The sequence below is a fragment of the Enterobacter sp. PL1 genome (genome assembly GCF_945957325.1).
In the GTDB taxonomy this organism is placed as follows: domain Bacteria; phylum Pseudomonadota; class Gammaproteobacteria; order Enterobacterales; family Enterobacteriaceae; genus Enterobacter; species Enterobacter roggenkampii.
Genome location: NZ_CAMFKT010000010.1, coordinates 48,123 through 68,487, shown reverse-complemented (window position 1 = coordinate 68,487; position 20,365 = coordinate 48,123). Strand labels below are relative to the sequence as shown.

The 20,365-nt window shown below is 56.0% G+C and carries 17 protein-coding genes, 1 pseudogene and 1 other annotated feature; of the genes and pseudogenes, 10 read left to right on the top strand and 8 right to left on the bottom strand.

Annotated features, from left to right (window positions below):
• Window positions 1-44 precede the first annotated feature (44 nt).
• A complete protein-coding gene (locus tag N6P30_RS11240; protein WP_023293145.1) occupies window positions 45-1,505 on the top strand; it encodes a PLP-dependent aminotransferase family protein in 1,461 nt (486 codons plus the stop codon).
• Here N6P30_RS11240 and N6P30_RS11235 read toward each other — a convergent pair.
• From N6P30_RS11235 to acrA, 6 genes are all read right to left on the bottom strand, one after another.
• Window positions 1,477-1,944 (bottom strand): YlaC family protein, encoded by a 468-nt coding sequence (locus tag N6P30_RS11235; protein ID WP_008499285.1) that lies wholly within the window; start codon window positions 1,942-1,944, stop codon window positions 1,477-1,479. The genes N6P30_RS11240 and N6P30_RS11235 overlap by 29 nt on opposite strands.
• A gap of 117 nt (window positions 1,945-2,061) precedes the next feature.
• Window positions 2,062-2,613: a maltose O-acetyltransferase gene (maa, locus tag N6P30_RS11230; RefSeq protein ID WP_023293144.1), complete on the bottom strand. Its 552-nt coding sequence runs from the start codon at window positions 2,611-2,613 to the stop codon at window positions 2,062-2,064.
• Between the two features lie 206 nt (window positions 2,614-2,819).
• Complete coding sequence (locus N6P30_RS11225; RefSeq protein ID WP_008499287.1) at window positions 2,820-3,038, bottom strand: HHA domain-containing protein; 219 nt, start codon at window positions 3,036-3,038, stop codon at window positions 2,820-2,822.
• Window positions 3,039-3,065: 27 nt separating this feature from the next.
• Complete coding sequence (tomB, locus tag N6P30_RS11220) at window positions 3,066-3,440, bottom strand: Hha toxicity modulator TomB (RefSeq protein ID WP_008499288.1); 375 nt, start codon at window positions 3,438-3,440, stop codon at window positions 3,066-3,068.
• Window positions 3,441-3,949: 509 nt separating this feature from the next.
• Window positions 3,950-7,096 carry a multidrug efflux RND transporter permease subunit AcrB gene (acrB, locus tag N6P30_RS11215; RefSeq protein WP_008499289.1) on the bottom strand — a complete coding sequence of 1,049 codons (3,147 nt, stop codon included), beginning with the start codon at window positions 7,094-7,096 and terminating at the stop codon, window positions 3,950-3,952.
• A gap of 22 nt (window positions 7,097-7,118) precedes the next feature.
• Window positions 7,119-8,312 carry a multidrug efflux RND transporter periplasmic adaptor subunit AcrA gene (acrA, locus tag N6P30_RS11210; protein ID WP_021241633.1) on the bottom strand — a complete coding sequence of 398 codons (1,194 nt, stop codon included), beginning with the start codon at window positions 8,310-8,312 and terminating at the stop codon, window positions 7,119-7,121.
• 140 nt (window positions 8,313-8,452) lie between these two features.
• Between acrA and acrR the strand changes: the two are divergent.
• Window positions 8,453-9,106, top strand: a pseudogene (acrR, locus tag N6P30_RS11205) (multidrug efflux transporter transcriptional repressor AcrR).
• A gap of 113 nt (window positions 9,107-9,219) precedes the next feature.
• Window positions 9,220-12,567 (top strand): mechanosensitive channel MscK, encoded by a 3,348-nt coding sequence (gene mscK / locus N6P30_RS11200; protein WP_023293140.1) that lies wholly within the window; start codon window positions 9,220-9,222, stop codon window positions 12,565-12,567.
• On the opposite strand, the gene rsmS is transcribed toward mscK, so the two are convergent.
• Window positions 12,564-12,746, bottom strand: coding sequence for a pleiotropic regulatory protein RsmS (rsmS, locus tag N6P30_RS11195; RefSeq protein WP_008499294.1), 183 nt, complete (start codon window positions 12,744-12,746; stop codon window positions 12,564-12,566). The genes mscK and rsmS overlap by 4 nt on opposite strands.
• Window positions 12,747-12,760: 14 nt before the next feature.
• The gene (priC, locus tag N6P30_RS11190) at window positions 12,761-13,288 is read right to left on the bottom strand and encodes a primosomal replication protein N'' (protein ID WP_023293139.1); all 528 of its coding nucleotides are present in this window, start codon (window positions 13,286-13,288) and stop codon (window positions 12,761-12,763) included.
• A 50-nt stretch (window positions 13,289-13,338) separates the two neighbouring features.
• Here priC and N6P30_RS11185 point away from each other — a divergent pair, with 50 nt between their 5' ends.
• The 7 genes from N6P30_RS11185 to adk all read left to right on the top strand — a co-directional run bounded on the left by N6P30_RS11185 (window position 13,339) and on the right by adk (window position 20,253).
• Complete coding sequence (locus N6P30_RS11185) at window positions 13,339-13,716, top strand: DUF454 family protein (RefSeq protein ID WP_023293138.1); 378 nt, start codon at window positions 13,339-13,341, stop codon at window positions 13,714-13,716.
• A gap of 151 nt (window positions 13,717-13,867) precedes the next feature.
• Complete coding sequence (gene apt, locus N6P30_RS11180; RefSeq protein ID WP_000127359.1) at window positions 13,868-14,419, top strand: adenine phosphoribosyltransferase; 552 nt, start codon at window positions 13,868-13,870, stop codon at window positions 14,417-14,419.
• A gap of 88 nt (window positions 14,420-14,507) precedes the next feature.
• On the top strand, window positions 14,508-16,436 hold the full coding sequence (dnaX, locus tag N6P30_RS11175; RefSeq protein WP_023293137.1) for a DNA polymerase III subunit gamma/tau: 1,929 nt from the start codon (window positions 14,508-14,510) through the stop codon (window positions 16,434-16,436).
• Window positions 15,766-15,830 (top strand) — a sequence feature (DnaX frameshifting element). (Overlaps the previous gene by 65 nt.)
• 54 nt (window positions 16,437-16,490) lie before the next feature.
• Window positions 16,491-16,823: a YbaB/EbfC family nucleoid-associated protein gene (locus tag N6P30_RS11170; RefSeq protein ID WP_003858972.1), complete on the top strand. Its 333-nt coding sequence runs from the start codon at window positions 16,491-16,493 to the stop codon at window positions 16,821-16,823.
• Window positions 16,823-17,428: a recombination mediator RecR gene (gene recR, locus N6P30_RS11165; RefSeq protein ID WP_008499298.1), complete on the top strand. Its 606-nt coding sequence runs from the start codon at window positions 16,823-16,825 to the stop codon at window positions 17,426-17,428. Before N6P30_RS11170 ends, recR begins: the two co-directional genes overlap by 1 nt.
• Window positions 17,429-17,538: 110 nt before the next feature.
• Entirely contained in the window at window positions 17,539-19,413 is a 1,875-nt protein-coding gene (gene htpG, locus N6P30_RS11160; RefSeq protein ID WP_023293136.1) for a molecular chaperone HtpG, read from the top strand.
• 195 nt (window positions 19,414-19,608) lie between these two features.
• Entirely contained in the window at window positions 19,609-20,253 is a 645-nt protein-coding gene (gene adk, locus N6P30_RS11155) for an adenylate kinase (protein WP_006809841.1), read from the top strand.
• Window positions 20,254-20,365: the final 112 nt, after the last annotated feature.

Genomic DNA, 20,365 nt, shown 5'->3' with positions numbered 1-20,365 from the left:
AAGAACCACTGCGCTATGTTTTGATGGTGCCACGAGGAGGCGAGATGAATATACCGGGTGATGAATTTTATACCTTGCTCAATGCTGCCCTGCAAAAACGTGGGAAAGAGACGCGCCAGCGCGCGCTTTATCTTGCGTTACGGGAGGCCATACTGTGCGGAAGGCTACTGTCCGGCAGCCAGCTTCCCGGTTCGCGAACGCTGGCTCAGCAGCTCTCCCTTTCCCGCAATACCGTCAATGCGGCGCTGGACCAGCTCACGCTGGAAGGGTATTTGCAGCGTAACCGCCAGGGAACGCGGGTGGCACAGCTCGCTCACCGCTCTGTCGCCCAGACATTGCCGGACCCTGCCATCAGGCTCGCCCGGCGGGTCGGCCTGCTGCCAGCGCCCGTGCCCCGGGACACGCCGGTGCTGGCGTTTACCCCGGGAACCCCGGCTATCAACTATTTTCCGCTACCGCTGTGGCGGCGATTGTACGATCGCGTGATGCGCGAGGAGGGAAGTGCCCTGCTAGGGTATGGCGACCCGGCCGGTGAACCGTCGCTGCGGGCAGCGATTGCCCGACACCTCGCCCTGTCCCGCGGTATCGACTGCGACGCCGGCCAGATAGTGATAACGGAAGGGGCGCTTGAGGGGGTTAATCTGTGCACCATGCTGTTGAGTGAGCCTGGCGATGTCGCGTGGGTGGAAAACCCCGGCTATAGCGGGGCAAAGAGCGCGTTTGTTAAAACAGGCCTGACCATGACGGGAATCCCTGTTGATGACGAGGGAATGTGCTGGGAAGGACGGGATGCGCCTGCTCCCTCGCTGATTTTTACCTCGCCTTCGCACCAGTTCCCTTACGGAAGCGTGCTCAGCGCCCGGCGACGTCTGGCGCTGCTGGAACTGGCCCGGCAGCAGAACGCGTGGATCATAGAAGACGATTACGACAGCGAATTCCGTTATGCCGGTGAGCCTGTTCCGGCGATGCTGGGGATGGTCAACAACGCGCCCGTGGTTTATCTGGGAACGTTCAGTAAAACACTGTTTCCGTCGCTCAGAATGGGCTTCATGGTCTTGCCGCCAGCGCTGGCGAAAGCGGCTCGCCCGGCCATCGGCTCGCTGTTGCGGGGCGGGCATCGTGCCGAACAGCGTACGCTGGCGCTGTTCATTGAAGAAGGCCACTATGCCCGTCATCTTGCCGCCATGCGTCGGCTCTATCGTAAGCGATACCGCCAGCTGCGGGAGGTGCTGGGGGCAGAGCTTCACACGCCGCACCGTATACTGGCCGGTGAAGGCGGGATGCATCTGACGCTGGCGATAGACGATATTGACGACCAGACGCTGGTGGCGCAGGCGAGGGCGTTTCAGCTGGCACCCGCTGCACTGAGCGGGTATTACCTGGAGGCGAAGCAGGGGCAAACCGGTCTGGTTTTAGGTTACGGCAACACCTCTGCTTCGCAGTTTGCGCCGGGGATCCGGCGTCTGCAGGCGTTAATTACGCAGCAGCAGGGCGCGAAAGGGTAAAGACATCATAGAAAGAGAGCTGGCCTTTGGTGGAGACCATTTTCTGCAGCTTCTCTTTTTGCGCTGTTTCAACGGCCGGAGAGTGCATGATGCTGTCGATCAGCTCCGTAGGCACGAAACGTGTGTTATACCATTCACCGTTGTAGCAGACCCGGAAATCGAGAACGTCGATATCTTCGTAACGGTAGCGCGGATTCACGTCGAAAAAGAAAAAGGCGTTAAAGACCACAAACAGCACAACCAGCAGCCAGACGGAGTCCACCAGCGTTTCGGACTTCAGCATCACAATCAGCGTCGCCAGCCAGGCGGCATACATGGCGACAAACAGTCCAGGATGTTTGCGAATAAAGCTAATGCTAAAGCGCGGGCGATTGTCGCGCTTTTCGCGGAGGTTAAGATCGTCGATGGTGGCGGTAAGCAGGCGCTGTATCTCGGTCATTTTTTGCCTTCATAAGAGTTGACAATACAGGGTGTCTGCCAATTTTAGGGGAGCCATCGGGCTGAAAAAAGTAACAGTCCGGCGCTAAAAGACCATAACAGTTGGCTCCCCGCGCCCTTATAAAGTTTTGATGATTTTTGCCGGATTGCCGCCCACGACGACGTTAGCCGGGACGTCTTTTGTCACCACGGCGCCGGAGGCCACCACCACATTATCACCGATCGTGACGCCAGGGTTAATGACCGCCCGGCCACCAATCCAGACATTATTCCCAATGTTGACCGGTTTCCCAAACTCCACGCCGCTGTTCCGTTCCTCTGCTTCCAGCGGGTGGGTGGCCGTATAAATGTGCACACCCGGCGCGAGTATACAGTTATCGCCGATACGAACAGGGCAGACATCCAGCATCACGCAGTCGAAGTTCGCGTAAAAGTTTTTGCCCAGATAAATATTGTATCCGTAGTCGCAGCGGAAGCTCGGTTCTATATAAGCGCCTTCGCTTTGCCCCAGAAGTTCCGCCAGGATATTCTGGCGTTCTGTTTTTTCATCGGGCGCGGTGTGGTTATAGCGGTAAACCAGATGGCGGGCCCGCAGTCGGTCGGCCCGTAACGTCTCATCGCCGGGGCGATAATGTTCACCGGCAATCATCTTCTGTTTTTCTACGCTCATAGGAAACCTCTCTGGAAATGATTACCGCAGGGTAATCGGAACAGGTCGAGAGGGGAACGTTCCCGAAAAGCCGATGTGACTGTCGTCACAACATTGTTGCTGATGAACACGTTTTACACGGAGACCTGGCCTGGGCACAGGGAACAAAACGGGATAGGTAAAAAACTCAGAACGTGGCGTAGAACTCTACAGACACCCTTCAAAGATTAACGGACAAATTTCCATACAGAAGTAGGGATTTTGTCATACAACTTATTCATGGTCAGCTCAGCAAGACGATGGTCAGCGGCTGAATAAAATACGGCCAGTTCATTATCAGAAAGCTCGTATTTATTCTTTTCAATCACGCGTTCGAGGGTGTCAATTGACTGACAACGTCGTAAGCGCATCAAATAATCGATTTTAGTGAGTGGTTTATCAGACATAAATTCACCTTAGTAATTGTAATAATTTTAACAGGAAAGGCTAACCGGGTTAGCTCTGCTCACGTTGACGAAACAGCGGAATAGCCGGTTTCCCGATTTACGCCATTTTTGCAAATCCTGGGCGTTAATGCCGTAACTACTGAACAACATAAAGGTGTCGTCCAGGTATTCATCAATTTGCTCAATGAGCTTATTATCTTCATTGTACTTAATTTTATAATTAAGTGCGAAGGTTGCGATATGCTCTATCAGCTCATTCAACTGTAAATTGATGGCAGACGTTGGGTCGTTTACCCAGCCATGGTTGCTTTCATCAAGGTTGGCAAGGCAGTCATGGTACAAGGATTCGCAGAGAAATTTCAACTGCGCGATATCATGCCTTTTTGGCGAGTACTCGTCCATAGCGCATCCCCTTCTGAGTGATTTCTTACTCACCGAACATCATTGTCGGGATGGATACAACTGACTTAGCTACATGAGTGCTGTGTTCCTGATAACCTAACTATAAGCCACTCCTTCCTGGATTTCATCGCGCTATTACGAAAAATTACAAATAAAACCGGAGACTGCGAGCATGTACGCAATGTTCCACCCTGGACACCCCTTTTTTGTCCAAATTAACGCGCTGTTTTATCGCTTCCTTACGTTTCATTGGCTTAGCAAAAATGGCGAGAAAAGTTCAGATTCGTACTTCACGTTGTCAGAACTTCTTATTAGGAATATTCCTAATAGCTTAAGCGGGGAAATGAAATTAAAAAAATCCTGAATTCACCGATTAAGTTATCAGTTAATTATGATATGTCTAATTAAGATGGCAGAAAATAAATTGAATCACAATAAGCGTAATTTATGATTTTTTCTGAAAATGAAAAAGGCCGCTAATGCGGCCTTTTTATCATGTGAAACCGGTATCAGTGAGGTTCTACCGAATGCGCGTGTTCAACATCTTCATTCTTACGGCTGAAGCGGCGGCGAACCACCACGAAGAACACCGGTACGAAGAAGATAGCGAGTACGGTTGCGGTGATCATACCCCCCATAACGCCCGTACCGACCGCGTTCTGCGCACCGGAGCCAGCACCGGAGCTGATAACCAGCGGCAGTACGCCGAGGATAAACGCCAGTGACGTCATCAGGATTGGGCGCAGACGCATACGAACAGCCTCAAGCGTCGCCTCAATAAGACCTTTGCCTTCTTTCTCCATCAGATCTTTGGCGAATTCAACGATAAGTATCGCGTTCTTCGCCGACAAGCCAATGGTTGTCAGCAGGCCTACCTGGAAGTACACGTCGTTGGTCAGTCCGCGGAACGTTGCCGCAAGCAGCGCACCGATAACCCCGAGCGGTACCACCAGCATAACAGAGAACGGAATTGACCAGCTCTCGTACAGCGCTGCCAGACACAGGAAGACGACGATCAGTGAAATCGCGTACAGGGCAGGGGCCTGGTTACCGGACAGACGTTCCTGATAGGACATCCCGGTCCAGTCGTAGCCAACACCCGAAGGCAGTTTGCTCGCCAGCTCTTCCATCAGGTTCATGGCTTCACCGGTGCTTCGGCCCGGCGCAGCCTGACCCAGGATCTCCATTGATGGCAGACCGTTATAGCGTTCCAGACGCGGCGAACCGTATTCCCAGCGTGACGTTGAGAATGCCGAGAACGGTACCATCTGACCATTGCTGCCGCGCACGAACCAGCTGTTGATATCGTTTGGCAACATACGGTACTGCGCCTCGGACATCACGTACACTTTCTTCACGCGACCGCGGTCGATGAAGTCGTTAACGTAGCTACCGCCCCAGGCGGCGCCCAGCGTGGTATTGATGTCACTGATGGACACGCCCAGCGCCTGAGCTTTCTCCTGGTCGATGTCGATTTTGTACTGCGGCGTATCTTCCAGGCCGTTTGGACGCACGCCGACCAGCAGGTCAGGGTGCTTAGCCACTTCGCCAAACAGCTGGTTACGCGCCTGCGTCAGTTTTTCGTGACCCAGACCGCCCTGGTCAATCAGCTGGAAGTCGAAGCCGGTCGCGGTACCCAGTTCAACAATCGCCGGCAGGTTGAAGGCGAACACCATCGCATCTTTAATCTGCGAGAAGGTGCCCATCGCACGGCCGGTAATGGCTTCAACCTTGTTCTCTTTGCCCGGACGTTCAGACCAGTCTTTCAGAGAAACGAAGGCGATACCGGTGTTCTGACCACGACCCGCAAAGCCAAAGCCGTTAACCGCAAACACGGATTCAACGTTGTCTTTCTCTTTGGTGAGGTAGTAGTCCGTCACTTCGTCCAGCACTTTCTGGGTACGCTCTTGCGACGCACCCGCAGGAAGCTGTGCCATCGTCAGGAACACGCCCTGGTCTTCATCCGGCAGGAACGAGCTTGGCAGACGAACGAACAGGATCGCCATCCCCGCCACGATGATGATATAGAGCAGCAGGTAACGACCGGTGCTGCGCAGGATGTTGCCCACGCTGTCGGTGTAGTGGTGCGTGCTCTTATCAAACATGCGGTTAAACCAGCCGAAGAACCCTTTATGCTCGCCATGACCGCCTTTCTGAATCGGCTTCAGCATGGTGGCACACAGCGCAGGCGTCAGGATCAATGCGACCAGTACCGACAGCGCCATTGCGGAAACGATGGTGATCGAGAACTGACGGTAAATCGCACCGGTAGAGCCGCCGAAGAAGGCCATCGGGATAAATACCGCAGACAGTACCATCGCGATACCAACCAGCGCGCCCTGGATCTGACCCATTGATTTACGGGTGGCTTCCTTCGGCGGCAGACCTTCTTCCGCCATCACGCGCTCGACGTTCTCTACCACGACGATGGCGTCATCCACCAGCAGGCCGATGGCAAGCACCATCCCGAACATCGTCAGGGTGTTTATCGAGAAGCCAAAGGCCGCGAGGATAGCAAAGGTCCCTAGCAGAACGACCGGAACGGCGATGGTTGGGATCAGCGTCGCGCGGAAGTTTTGCAGGAACAGATACATGACCAGGAACACCAGGATGATCGCTTCTGCCAGCGTTTTAACCACTTCGTGAATCGAAATTTTAACGAATGGCGTGGTGTCGTACGGATAAACGATCTTCAGGCCTGACGGGAAGTACGGTTCCATTTTCTTCAGTTCTGCACGGATCGCCGTGGCGGTATCCAGGGCGTTCGCGCCTGTCGCCAGTTTGATACCCAGACCGGAAGCCGGTTTACCGTTGAACTTCGCGATGATGTCGTAGTTCTCGCCGCCCAGCTCGACTTTCGCCACGTCGCGCAGGCGAACCTGCGAGCCGTCCTGATTCACTTTCAGCAGAATTTTGCTGAACTCATCCGCGGAGGTCAGACGGGTTTGCGCGATGATCGAGGCGTTAAGCTGCTGGCCCTTCACCGGCGGCGTACCGCCTAACTGACCGGCTGCCACCTGGGCGTTCTGCGCTTTAATGGCGTTAATCACGTCAACCGGCGTCAGCTGGAAGTTGTTCAGCTTGTTCGGATCCATCCAGATACGCATTGCGTACTGAGAACCGAACAGCTGCACGTCACCCACACCGGACGTACGGCTGATGGCGTCCTTCATGTTGGCGCCCACGTAGTCGGAAATATCCTCCTGCGTCATGGTGCCGTTGGTGTTGATAACGCCGACAACCATCAGGAAGCTACTGGACGATTTCTCGACGCTCACGCCCTGCTGTTGTACTTCCTGCGGCAGCAGCGGCATCGCCAGCTGCAGTTTGTTCTGCACCTGAACCTGCGCAATGTCAGCATCCGTACCTGACTCGAAGGTCAGGGTGATCTGAACTGTACCGGTAGAGTCACTGTTTGAGGACATGTACATCAGGTTATCGATACCGTTCATGTTCTGTTCGATAACCTGAGTGACGGTGTCCTGCACCGTTTTTGCATCAGCCCCTGGGTAGGTCGCGGAAATCGTCACCGCCGGTGGCGCAATCGTTGGATATTGCGCGACAGGCAGCTTCAGGATCGCAAGTCCCCCGGCCAGCATGATGATAATGGCGATCACCCACGCAAATATGGGGCGATCGATAAAGAAATTAGGCATGTCTTAACGGCTCCTGTTTAAGTTAAGACTTGGTTTGTTCTGACTGGCCAGCGGCCGAAGCTTGTTGTTTATCGTCAGATTTCACTTCCTGTGCTTTAACCTGCGCGCCAGGACGAACTTTTTGCAAACCAGTAACAATCACGCGATCGCCATCTTTCAGACCTTCCGTCACCAGCCATTTATCCCCAATCGCCTGGGTGGCGGTGATGTTGCGCATTTCGACTTTGTTATCAGCCCCAACAACCAGTGCGCTCGCATCGCCGCGTGGCGTACGGGTCACACCCTGCTGTGGAACCAGAAGGGCGGTTGGATTCGTTCCTTCTTCCAGACGTGCGCGAACGAACATACCTGGCAGCAGATTTTTGTCAGGGTTCGGGAAAATCGCACGTAAGGTGATGGAACCGGTGGTCTGGTCGACCGTCACGTCAGAGAATTCCAGCGTCCCTTCCTGCGGGAACTTGATACCGTCGTTGGTAATCAGCTCCACTTTGGCTTTGCCGTTTTCCTGTTTCAGGGTGCCGTTAGCCAGCTCCTGTTTTAGGCGCAGGAAATCATTGCTGGACTGCGTGACGTCAACATAGATCGGATCGAGCTGCTGCACGGTCGCCAGCGCAGTGGTCTGACCGTTCTGCACCAGAGCCCCTTCCGTGACGGAAGATTTACCAATACGACCGCTGATAGGGGAGGTCACTTTGGTATAGGCCAGGTTAATGCGCGCGGTTTCGACGGCCGCTTTGGCTGCCACCACGGCGGCGTTAGCCTGCTGGGCATCCGCCAGGGCGGTATCGTAATCCTGCTGACTGATGTACTTGGTACCGAGCAGTTTTTGATAGCGGTTCAGCGTCAGCTGGGCAATTTTAGCCGCGGCCTGTGCTTTAGCCAGATCGCCTTTCGCGCTTTCATAAGACGCCTGATAGGTTGCGGGATCAATCTGATACAGAGACTCACCGGCCTGCACATCACCGCCTTCGGTGAAGTTGCGTTTCAGGATAATGCCGCTAACCTGAGGACGCACTTCCGCAATGCGGTAAGCATTTGTACGGCCGGGTAATTCGGTGGTGATTTGTAGAGGTTCAGATTTGAGCGTCACAACGCCTACTTCTGGCGCCTGCTGAGCTCCTTGTTGAGCCGGTTTGTCGTCACATCCTGTTAGCGCTAAGCTGCCTGAAAGCATCAGAACGACCGCCAGAGGCGTTAACCCTCTGTTTTTGTTCATATGTAAACCTCGAGTGTCCGATTTCAAATTGATCAAGGGTCCTGAGTCTAAAACCCATTGCTGCGTTTATATTATCGTCATGCTATGGTACATACATTCACAAATGTATGTAAATCTGACTCCTGTAAATTCACTCACCTATGGCACGAAAAACTAAACAACAAGCGCTGGAAACCCGACAACATATTCTGGATGTGGCGATACGTTTGTTCTCGCAGCAAGGTGTTTCAGCAACCTCGCTGGCGCAAATTGCTCAGGCCGCCGGTGTGACGCGAGGAGCGATTTACTGGCATTTTAAAAACAAGTCAGATCTGTTCAGTGAAATCTGGGAGCTTTCAGAGTCCAGCATTAGCGATCTCGAGAGTGAGTATCGGGCAAAATTCCCAGACGATCCACTCTCAGTATTGAGAGAAATATTAGTATATATCCTTGAAGCAACGGTAGTTGAAGAACGTCGCAGATTAATGATGGAGATTATTTTTCATAAATGCGAGTTCGTGGGCGAGATGGCGGTCGTGTAGCAGGCGCAACGAAGCCTCAGTCTGGAAAGCTATGACCGTATTGAGCACAACCTGAACCTCTGTATGGAGGCAAAACTACTACCTGCCAATCTGTTGACCCGTCGGGCGGCGATTCTGATGCGCAGCTACATTTCTGGTCTGATGGAAAACTGGCTTTTTGCACCGCAATCGTTTGATCTTAAAGCGGAAGCCCGCAGCTACGTGGCGATTTTACTGGAAATGCTACAGCTCAGCCCGACGCTGCGCAGCGACGCGCCTTCGCTAACGGCCTGACCCCTTTCCAGGATTTATCTCAGAGGCTTACGTTCGCGCTATTCTGCATCTGACGAGCGTGATATTCTTCACGCCGGACTATTTTCGGTCATCTTCTGACATCATTCACAACTATGCTGCCCATCAATCGCTCGCAACATCCTGTTTTTGCATTGCTCTTTGCGATGCTGTTTTTCTTCGCCACGGCGCCGCTGACCTGGGCCCGCGCCGATAACAGCAACGATATTCCCACCCGTGCTGACGTTCAGTCGCAGCTCGACACGCTGAACAAACAAAAAGAACTCTCTCCTCAGGAAAAACTGACGCAGCAGGACCTGACGGAAACGCTGGAAACGCTGGATAAAATTGAACGCGTTAAGGCTGAAACCGCCCAGCTTCGTCAGAAGGTGGCGCAGGCCCCTGAAAACATGCGCAAAGCGACGGAGTCGCTGAATGCCCTGAGTGACGTTGATAACGACAACGAAACGCGCAAAACGCTCGCCACGCTCTCCTTACGCCAGCTGGAATCGCGCGTTGCCCAGTTGCTCGACGATCTGCAAACCGCGCAGTCCGATCTCGCGACCTACAACAGCCAGCTTGTTTCCCTGCAAACCCAGCCCGAGCGCGTGCAAAATGCGATGTATACCGCGTCTCAGCAGCTGCAGCAGATCCGCAACCGCCTGAACGGCACGACGGTGGGCGAAGGCACGCTGCGCCCGACGCAGCAAACCTTGCTGCTGGTTCAGCAGTCGTTGCTCAATGCGCAGATCGAACAGCAGCGTAAAAGCCTGGAAGGGAATACGGTGCTGCAGGACACTCTGCAGAAACAGCGTGATTACGTCACCGCGAACATTAATCGTCTGGAGCATCAGCTTCAGCTATTGCAGGAGGCGGTTAACAGCAAACGCCTGACCCTGACGGAAAAAACCGCCCAGGAGGCCGTATCCCCTGACGAAACCGCCCGTATTCAGGCCAACCCGCTGGTAAAACAGGAGCTTGAGGCTAACCATCAGCTCAGTCAGCGCCTGATACTGGCGACGGAAAACGGCAACTCGCTGGTTCAGCAAAATATCAAGGTGAAAAACTGGCTGGATCGCGCCCTGCAGGCGGAACGCAACATCAAAGAGCAGATCGCGGTCCTGAAGGGCAGCCTCCTGCTGTCGCGTATTCTCTACCAGCAGCAGCAGACGCTTCCGTCCGCCGACGAGCTGGAGGACATGACCAACCGCATTGCGGATTTACGTCTGGAGCAGTTTGACGTCAACCAGCAGCGCGATGCCCTTTTTCAGAGCGATACCTTTGTCGCCAAAATTGAGGAGGGGCATTCCAGCGACGTGAACCCGGAAGTGCACGACGCGCTGCTCCAGGTCGTGGATATGCGTCGCGAGCTGCTGGACCAGCTCAATAAACAGCTGGGTAACCAGCTGATGATGGCCATTAACCTGCAAATCAACCAGCAGCAGCTGGTGAGCGTCTCGAAAAGTCTGCAGGAGATCCTGACCCAGCAGATTTTCTGGGTGAACAGCAACAAGCCGATGGACTGGGACTGGGTTAAATCCTTCCCTGAGACGCTGAAAACGCAGATTAAGAGCATGAAGATCACCGTAAACTGGGAGAAAGCCTGGCCTGCGGTAATGATTGCTTTCCTGGCCGGTTTGCCGCTGCTGCTGATTGCTGGTCTTATCCGCTGGCGTCTGGGCTGGCTGAAAAAATACCAGGCGAAGCTGGCTTCCGAAGTAGGGCAGCTGCGCAACGATAGCCAGCTCCATACGCCAAAAGCGATTCTGATTGACCTTATTCGCGCCCTGCCGGTGTGCCTGATTATTCTGGCTGTGGGTCTGATTCTGCTCACTATGCAGCTCAACGTCAGCGATCTGCTGTGGGCGTTCAGTAAAAAACTGGCGCTGTTCTGGCTGGTGTTTGGCCTGTGCTGGAAGGTACTGGAAAAAGACGGCGTGGCGGTGCGTCATTTCAACATGCCAGCGCAGCTGACCAGCCACTGGCGTCGTCAGATCGTGCGCATCAGCCTGGCGCTGCTGCCGCTGCACTTCTGGTCGGTTGTCTCTGAGCTTTCCCCGCTGCATCTGATGGATGACGTGCTGGGCCAGCTGGTCATCCTGCTGAACCTGCTGCTGATTGCGATCCTGATGTGGCCGATGTGTCGCGACAGCTGGCGTGATAAAGAGTCCCACAATATTCGTCTGGCCACCGTGACGGTGCTGGCGATCATTCCGCTGGCGCTGATGGTGCTAACGGCGACGGGCTACTTCTATACCACGCTGCGCCTGTCCGGGCGCTGGATTGAAACGGTCTATCTGGTGATCGTCTGGAACCTGCTCTATCAGACCGTACTGCGCGGCCTGAGCGTGGCGGCACGCCGCATTGCCTATCGCCGCGCCATCGCGCGTCGTCAGCATCAGGTGAAAGAGGGGGCCGAAGGCGCTGAGCCGCAGGAAGAGCCGACCATCGCGTTGGAGCAGGTTAACCAGCAGACGCTGCGTATCACCATGCTGGTGATGATCGCCCTGTTTGCGGTGATGTTCTGGGCGATCTGGTCCGATCTTATTACCGTTTTCGCCTATCTCGACAGTATTACCCTCTGGCAATACAACGGAACCGAAGCCGGCGCGGCGGTCATGAAAAGCGTGACCATGGGCAGCCTGCTGTTTGCGCTGGTGTCGTCGGTGGTCGCCTGGGCGCTGATCCGCAACCTGCCTGGCCTGCTCGAAGTGCTGCTCCTGTCACGTTTGAATCTTCGCCAGGGGGCGTCCTACGCCATCACCACGATCCTCAACTACGTCATCATCATTGTCGGAGCGATGACGGTCTTTGGCTCGCTTGGCGTCTCGTGGGATAAACTGCAGTGGCTGGCGGCGGCCCTCTCGGTCGGTCTTGGTTTTGGCCTGCAGGAGATCTTCGGTAACTTTGTGTCCGGCCTGATCATCCTGTTCGAACGTCCGGTACGTATCGGTGATACCGTTACCATCGGCACGTTCTCGGGAACGGTCAGCAAGATCCGCATTCGTGCCACCACCATCACCGACTTCGATCGCAAAGAGGTGATCATCCCAAACAAAGCGTTCGTGACCGAGCGTCTGATCAACTGGTCGCTTTCCGATACGGTGACGCGCGTGGTGATCCGACTGGGCGTGGCCTATGGATCGGATCTGGATAAGGTGAAAGAGGTGCTGCTGAAGGCGGCGTCTGAGCATCCGAAAGTGATGCACGATCCGGCCCCGGCGGTCTTCTTCACCACCTTTGGGCCGAGTACGCTGGATCACGAGCTGCGTTTATACGTGCGTGAACTGCGTGACCGCAGCTACACGGTGGATGAGCTTAACCGCTCTATCGATCGTCTGTGCCGTGAAAACGATATTAATATCGCCTTCAACCAGCTTGAGGTTCACCTGCGTAACGAGAAAGGTGATGAGCATACGGAAGTGAAGCGCGACATTAAGGGCGACGACCCAACTCCGGCTTAATCTATTTTCCCTCTCCCCTCTGGGGAGAGGGCAGGGTGAGGGGGAAGTTTCCCCTCAAAATCCCGCCGCACAATCTCCAGCGCCTTAAGCACCGTCTCGGCGGGGATCTCATGATTCTCCAGCAGCATAATCAAATCGACGGCCAGCTTGACCTCATCGGGTGCATTTTCCAGTGACATGGGTGTGGCTCCTGTTAACGGGTCAAACGTTCTATGACGCGTTCAATGTCATCCAGCGCCTGACGGCAGCGGACGATGCGTCCTTCCAGCGCGCTAATCTCGCGCATCAATAGCTGCTGCTCTTCCAGCGTTTCGCTGTTGTTCAGACGCACCTCGCGTTCACGCTTCATCTCAAACAGCCGGCGCTCAAACTCCTGGTTCTCAAGACGCTTGCGTTGCCATTTGCCGAGCCCCGGCGAGGCGCTGTCCCAGGCGCGCAGCGGCCAGGCGGCGATTTCGCGATGCAGTGCGGTGATCTGCTCGGTGAGATGCTCTGCAAGCCACGCCACCTGTTCCTGTTGTTCATTCTCAACCGCATGGCGAAGCTCGTCGAGGTTCGTCTGCGCTTCAGCCAGGTAATCCTGAATGACGGTGCTGCGGGTACGAAAAAGCTGCCGGTCAAAGCGCGGCTTCAGCGTGGCGTGCCCCATCAGCGGCGTGGCCTGCGCCCGCAGAGCGATCAGCTGATTTTGCAGCCTCTCAAGAAGCAGTGCTGTTTTCAAGGCGCTCTCCAGTGGTAAAGTAGCCGTTCAGTTTGATAACGATTCGCATTATGCAGCGTACTATTTTAATCATCATTGGCTGGCTTGCGGTAGTGCTGGGCACGCTGGGTGTAGTATTACCCCTGCTGCCGACCACGCCGTTTATCCTGCTGGCGGCCTGGTGCTTCGCCCGCTCGTCGCCGCGTTTTCACCACTGGCTGCTCTACCGCTCATGGTTTGGCGGCTACCTGCGGCACTGGCAAAAACACCGTGCCATGCCGCCTGGTGCGAAGCCGCGCGCGATCGCGGTGATCCTCATTACCTTCGCCATTTCATTATGGCTGGTGAAAATCATGTGGGTGCGGATCCTGCTGCTGATCATTCTCTCCTGCCTGCTTATCTTTATGTGGCGGATCTCCGTGGTTGATGAAAAGCAACAAAAGCACTGAAGCCTCATCATGGCTGTTGCAATTATCACGCGCAGCCAGTAAATTCGACCGTTTTCGAGCACAGGTGCGCCTGGTCAAAGGTTAAACAATTGTTGCCTTGGCCGACTCGTTGCGCGCTGTGAGTAACACTGTTTCATTTAGGCACAAACCGATGACCGCAACTGCACAGCAGCTTGAATATCTGAAAAACAGCATCAAAAGCATCCAGGACTACCCAAAGCCTGGCATTCTTTTCCGTGATGTCACCAGCTTGCTGGAAGACCCGAAAGCGTACGCACTCAGCATTGAACTGCTGGTCGAGCGTTACAAAAACGCCGGGATCACCAAAGTAGTAGGTACCGAAGCCCGTGGCTTCCTGTTTGGCGCACCGGTTGCGCTGGCAATGGGCGTGGGTTTTGTGCCGGTGCGTAAGCCGCGCAAACTGCCGCGTGAAACCATCGCAGAAAGCTACGAGCTGGAGTACGGCACCGATCAGCTGGAGATCCACGTTGACGCGATCAAGCCTGGCGACAAAGTGCTGGTGGTCGACGATCTGCTGGCGACCGGCGGCACCATTGAAGCGACCGTGAAGCTGATCCGCCGTCTGGGTGGGGAAGTGACCGACGCGGCCTTCATCATCAACCTGTTCGATCTCGGCGGTGAACAGCGCCTGGAAAAACAGGGCATTACCAGCTACAGCCTGGTGCCTTTCCCGGGTCACTAATCCCGGTTTTCACAACCTCGCTCAATGGGTGAGGTTGTGATAGCATTCCCCTCCATAAATTCACCTTCCAGCGTTGCAGAGCCTGCCCATGAGTTATCAGGTGTTAGCCCGTAAATGGCGACCACAAACCTTTGCTGACGTTGTCGGTCAGGAACATGTGCTGACGGCCCTGGCGAACGGCTTGTCGCTAGGTCGCATCCATCACGCCTATCTTTTTTCCGGCACCCGCGGCGTCGGTAAGACCTCTATTGCCCGTTTGCTGGCAAAAGGTCTCAACTGCGAAACCGGGATCACCGCCACGCCGTGCGGCGTGTGTGATAACTGCCGGGAGATCGAACAGGGGCGTTTTGTCGATCTGATCGAGATCGACGCCGCCTCGCGCACCAAAGTTGAAGATACCCGCGACCTGCTGGACAACGTCCAGTACGCCCCGGCGCGCGGCCGCTTCAAGGTCTACCTGATCGATGAAGTGCACATGCTCTCGCGCCACAGCTTCAACGCCCTGCTGAAGACGCTGGAAGAGCCGCCCGCGCACGTGAAGTTCCTGCTGGCGACCACCGATCCGCAAAAGCTGCCGGTCACGATTTTATCGCGCTGCCTGCAGTTCCACCTGAAGGCGCTGGACGTCGAGCAGATCCGCGCGCAGCTCGAGCACATTCTCGATGAAGAGAACATTGTCCACGAACCGCGCGCCCTGCAGTTGCTGGCCCGCGCGGCGGACGGCAGCCTGCGCGATGCGCTCAGTCTGACCGATCAGGCGATTGCCAGCGGTGACGGCAAACTCTCCACCGAGGCGGTCAGCACCATGCTCGGCACGCTGGATGACGATCAGGCGCTGTCGCTTATCGAAGCGATGATTGCCGCTAACGGCGAACGCGTGATGTCGCTGGTGAACGCGGCCGCTGCCCGCGGTATTGAGTGGGAAGGGCTGCTGGTTGAGATGCTCAGCCTGCTGCACCGGGTGGCAATGCTGCAGCTTTCTCCCTCCGCCATTGGTGCGGATATGGCCGCCATTGAACAGCGGATGCGTGAGCTTGCCCGCACCGTGCCGCCTGCCGACGTGCAGCTTTATTACCAGACGCTGCTGATTGGTCGCAAAGAGCTACCGTTTGCGCCGGATCCGCGGATGGGCGTTGAAATGACGCTGCTGCGCGCGCTGGCGTTCCACCCGCGCATGCCGCTGCCGGAGCTGGACGTGCCCCGACAGTCTTTCGCCCCGGTTGCGCCGACGGCGGTGATGTCACCGCAGCAGGTGCCGCCGCAGCCGACGCCGCCACCGCCGCAGAACGTACCGCTGTCGGATGCCACCAGTTCGGTGCTTGCCGCGCGCAGCCAGCTGCAGCGTGCGCAGGGAGTAACCAAACCAAAAAAGAGTGAACCGGCAGCGCCAGGAAGAGCGCGGCCGGTGAACAACGCCGCGCTTGAACGACTGGCCTCGGTAACGGAGCGCGTACAGTCGCGTCCGGCGCCGTCCGCACTCGAGCAGAAAGCCCCGGTGAAAGAAGAGGCTTACCGCTGGAAGGCAACCACTATCACCGAAACGGTGAAGGAAGAGGTTGCCACGCCGAAAGCGCTGAAAAAGGCGCTGGAGCATGAAAAAACGCCGGAGCTGGCCGCGAAGCTTGCCGAAGAGTCCATTGCGCGCGACGCCTGGGCCGCCGAGGTCAGTAAGCTCCAGCTGCCGAAGCTGGTGGAGCAGGTCGCGCTGAACGCCTGGAAAGAGCAGGACGGCAATCAGGTGCGTCTGCACCTGCGTCCGGGCCAGCGACACCTCAATTCCCCTGGCGCGCAAAAGGCGCTGGCCGAGGCGCTCGCCACATTACAGGGGGCGCCGGTTGAATTGACTATCATTGAAGATGATAATCCGGCAGTGAAAACGCCGCTGGAGTGGCGCCAGGCCATTTATGAAGAGAAGCTCGCGCAGGCGCGCGAGGCGATTATTGCGGATAACAACATTCAGACCCTGCGCCGGTTCTTCGACGCCGATCTGGATGAAGAGAGTATTCGCCCCATTTGATCGTGAGTCTGACTTACGGTTGTAATCCTTAAACGTGAAAGAAGAGAGAAGCCTATGTTTGGTGGAAAAGGCGGTCTGGGTGGCCTGATGAAGCAGGCTCAGCAGATGCAGGAAAAAATGCAGAAGATGCAGGAAGAGATCGCTCAGCTGGAAGTCACGGGTGAGTCCGGTGCCGGTCTGGTCAAGGTGACCATCAACGGTGCGCACAACTGCCGTCGCGTGGAAATCGACCCGAGCCTACTCGAAGACGACAAAGAGATGCTGGAAGATCTGGTTGCAGCCGCGTTTAACGATGCCGCTCGCCGTATCGACGAAACCCAGAAAGAGAAAATGGCCTCCGTTTCCAGCGGCATGCAGCTGCCGCCTGGCTTCAAGATGCCGTTCTGATGCAAACCAGTCCGCTGCTCACGCAGTTAATGGAAGCACTGCGCTGTCTGCCGGGCGTTGGCCCGAAGTCGGCGCAGCGCATGGCGTTTACGCTATTGCAGCGCGACCGCAGCGGCGGGATGCGCCTGGCGCAGGCTCTGACCCGCGCCATGTCAGAAATTGGTCACTGTGCGGATTGCCGCACCTTTACCGAGCAGGACGTGTGTAACATCTGTACGAACCCGCGTCGTCAGGAAAACGGTCAGATTTGCGTAGTGGAGAGTCCGGCGGACATCTACGCCATCGAACAAACCGGGCAGTTTTCCGGGCGCTACTTCGTGCTGATGGGGCATCTCTCCCCGCTGGACGGCATCGGCCCGGACGATATCGGTCTTGACCGCCTTGAACAGCGTCTCGAGTCCGAAACCATCAAAGAGGTGATCCTCGCCACCAACCCCACGGTGGAAGGGGAGGCAACCGCCAACTACATCGCCGAACTGTGCTCGCAGTATGGCGTTGACGCCAGCCGCATCGCCCACGGCGTGCCGGTCGGCGGCGAGCTGGAGATGGTCGACGGCACCACGCTGTCGCACTCTCTGGCCGGACGTCACAAGATTATTTTCTGACCAAACGGAGGCTGCGCGCGCCGCCTCCGCTTGAAAATTACCCCCTGTATCCCCATCTCTCCCTCAACGTTTTAAAACCCCATTAAATGGCATTGTTGAGGTCGACATAGATGAAAGGACAAGAAACCCGTGGTTTCCAGTCAGAAGTAAAACAGCTTCTGCACCTGATGATCCATTCCCTGTATTCCAACAAAGAAATTTTCCTGCGTGAGCTGATTTCCAACGCCTCGGATGCGGCGGACAAGCTGCGCTTCCGCGCGCTGTCTAACCCGGATCTGTACGAAGGCGACGGCGAGCTGCGCGTGCGCGTCTCGTTTAATAAAGAGAACCGCACCCTGACCATCGCCGATAACGGCATCGGGATGAACCGCGACGAGGTGATCGACCACCTCGGGACCATCGCGAAATCCGGCACCAAGGCGTTCCTGGAGTCCATGGGCTCTGACCAGGCGAAAGACAGCCAGCTGATCGGCCAGTTCGGCGTCGGTTTCTACTCGGCGTTCATCGTGGCGGACAAAGTCACCGTGCGCACCCGTGCGGCGGGCGACAGCGCCGAGAACGGCGTGCTGTGGGAATCCAAAGGGGAAGGCGAATACACCGTTGATGACATCACCAAAGCGGACCGCGGCACCGAAATCACCCTGCACCTGCGTGAAGGGGAAGATGATTTCCTGAACGACTGGCGCGTGCGCTCCATCATCAGCAAGTACTCCGATCACATCGCGCTGCCGGTCGAGATTGAAAAACAGGAAGAGAAAGACGGTGAAACCGTGGTTTCCTGGGAGAAAATCAACAAGGCGCAGGCGCTGTGGACGCGCAACAAGTCTGAGATTAAAGACGACGAGTACAACGAATTCTACAAGCACATCGCCCACGACTTTACCGACCCGCTGACCTGGAGCCACAACCGTGTGGAAGGTAAGCAGGAGTACACCAGCCTGCTGTACATCCCGGCACAGGCGCCGTGGGACATGTGGAACCGCGATCACAAGCACGGCCTGAAGCTGTACGTGCAGCGCGTGTTCATCATGGACGACGCCGAGCAGTTCATGCCGAACTACCTGCGCTTTGTGCGCGGTCTGATCGATTCCAACGATCTGCCGCTGAACGTCTCCCGCGAAATTCTGCAGGACAGCACCGTCACCCGTAACCTGCGCAACGCCCTGACCAAACGTGCGCTGCAGATGCTGGAAAAACTGGCGAAAGACGATGCGGAAAAATATCAGACCTTCTGGAAACAGTTCGGTCTGGTGCTGAAAGAAGGCCCGGCTGAAGACATGGCGAACGTTGAAACCATCGCCAAACTGCTGCGCTTTGCTTCTACGCACACCGACTCCTCCGCGCAGACCGTGTCGCTGGAAGAGTACATCTCCCGTATGAAGGAAGGGCAGGAGAAGATCTACTACATCACCGCCGACAGCTACGCCGCGGCGAAGAGCAGCCCGCACCTGGAGCTGCTGCGTAAGAAAGGCATCGAAGTGCTGCTGCTTTCCGACCGCATCGACGAGTGGATGATGAACTACCTGACCGAGTTCGACGGGAAGGCGTTCCAGTCCGTTGCTAAAGCGGACGAATCCATCGACAAGCTGGCGGATGAAGTGGACGAAAGCGCGAAAGAAGCCGAGAAGGCGCTGGAGCCGTTCGTTGAGCGCGTGAAAACCCTGCTGGGCGACCGCGTGAAAGAGGTGCGTTTCACTCACCGTCTGACCGACACTCCGGCCATTGTCACCACCGATGCCGACGAAATGAGCACCCAGATGGCGAAGCTATTCGCCGCGGCGGGCCAGGCAGTGCCGGAAGTGAAATATATCTTTGAGCTTAATCCGGATCATCCGCTGGTGAAACGCGCGGCGGATACCCAGGACGACGCCCGCTTTGCCGAGTGGGTTGAACTCCTGCTGGATCAGTCCCTGCTGGCCGAACGCGGCACGCTGGACGATCCTAACCTCTTCATTAAACGTGTGAATGCGCTGCTGCTGGCGTAATTGACCACGCCTCTCCTGGTCTTCTCCCTCTCCCCGAGGGAGAGGGCCAGGGTGAGGGCACCAGACCGCACTATCCCAAATTATCTCCCCCCATTAACCGTTTCAGCCTTCCTGCCTTCCTTGAGCGATGCCCGTTCTGGTGGTATTGTTTAGCGCTTTTGAAAAATTGAAACGACTTTTGAGGGGATTTTCGCAATGCGTATTATTCTGCTTGGCGCTCCGGGCGCGGGTAAAGGAACTCAGGCTCAGTTCATCATGGAGAAATACGGTATTCCGCAAATCTCCACCGGTGATATGCTGCGCGCCGCTGTTAAATCTGGCTCCGAGCTGGGTAAACAGGCGAAAGACATCATGGACGCAGGCAAGCTGGTGACCGACGAGCTGGTCATTGCTCTGGTCAAAGAGCGCATTGCTCAGGAAGACTGCCGTAACGGTTTCCTGCTGGACGGCTTCCCACGCACCATTCCTCAGGCTGACGCCATGAAGGAAGCGGGCATCAACGTGGACTACGTTCTGGAGTTCGACGTACCGGACGAGCTGATCGTTGACCGTATCGTTGGCCGTCGCGTACACGCTGCCTCTGGCCGCGTTTACCACATCAAATTCAACCCACCTAAGGTTGAAGGCAAAGACGACGTGACCGGCGAAGAGCTGACCACCCGTAAAGACGATCAGGAAGAGACCGTGCGCAAGCGCCTGGTGGAATACCATCAGATGACTGCGCCGCTGATCGGCTACTACACCAAAGAAGCGCAGGCGGGTAACACCAAATACGCCAAAGTTGACGGCACCAAAGCCGTGGCTGACGTGCGTGCTGAGCTGGAAAAAATCCTCGGCTAATCGCATCTCTCTCACCCGGGCCACCGGGTGAGAAAAATTCTCATCTTACCTATTACAGCAATGGGTTTCGTTTAAACGCATTTCCGCTACAATTGACAACCATTCAAATGGT

Excerpts from the sequence above, each read along its gene's own strand:
- N6P30_RS11240 (WP_023293145.1), top strand. The coding sequence starts at position 45 with ATGAATATACCGGGTGATGAATTTTATACCTTGCTCAATGCTGCCCTG.
- N6P30_RS11235 (WP_008499285.1), bottom strand. The coding sequence starts at position 1,944 with ATGACCGAGATACAGCGCCTGCTTACCGCCACCATCGACGATCTTAAC.
- maa (WP_023293144.1), bottom strand. The coding sequence starts at position 2,613 with ATGAGCGTAGAAAAACAGAAGATGATTGCCGGTGAACATTATCGCCCC.
- N6P30_RS11225 (WP_008499287.1), bottom strand. The coding sequence starts at position 3,038 with ATGTCTGATAAACCACTCACTAAAATCGATTATTTGATGCGCTTACGA.
- tomB (WP_008499288.1), bottom strand. The coding sequence starts at position 3,440 with ATGGACGAGTACTCGCCAAAAAGGCATGATATCGCGCAGTTGAAATTT.
- acrB (WP_008499289.1), bottom strand. The coding sequence starts at position 7,096 with ATGCCTAATTTCTTTATCGATCGCCCCATATTTGCGTGGGTGATCGCC.
- acrA (WP_021241633.1), bottom strand. The coding sequence starts at position 8,312 with ATGAACAAAAACAGAGGGTTAACGCCTCTGGCGGTCGTTCTGATGCTT.
- mscK (WP_023293140.1), top strand. The coding sequence starts at position 9,220 with ATGCTGCCCATCAATCGCTCGCAACATCCTGTTTTTGCATTGCTCTTT.
- rsmS (WP_008499294.1), bottom strand. The coding sequence starts at position 12,746 with ATGTCACTGGAAAATGCACCCGATGAGGTCAAGCTGGCCGTCGATTTG.
- N6P30_RS11185 (WP_023293138.1), top strand. The coding sequence starts at position 13,339 with ATGCAGCGTACTATTTTAATCATCATTGGCTGGCTTGCGGTAGTGCTG.
- apt (WP_000127359.1), top strand. The coding sequence starts at position 13,868 with ATGACCGCAACTGCACAGCAGCTTGAATATCTGAAAAACAGCATCAAA.
- dnaX (WP_023293137.1), top strand. The coding sequence starts at position 14,508 with ATGAGTTATCAGGTGTTAGCCCGTAAATGGCGACCACAAACCTTTGCT.
- N6P30_RS11170 (WP_003858972.1), top strand. The coding sequence starts at position 16,491 with ATGTTTGGTGGAAAAGGCGGTCTGGGTGGCCTGATGAAGCAGGCTCAG.
- recR (WP_008499298.1), top strand. The coding sequence starts at position 16,823 with ATGCAAACCAGTCCGCTGCTCACGCAGTTAATGGAAGCACTGCGCTGT.
- htpG (WP_023293136.1), top strand. The coding sequence starts at position 17,539 with ATGAAAGGACAAGAAACCCGTGGTTTCCAGTCAGAAGTAAAACAGCTT.
- adk (WP_006809841.1), top strand. The coding sequence starts at position 19,609 with ATGCGTATTATTCTGCTTGGCGCTCCGGGCGCGGGTAAAGGAACTCAG.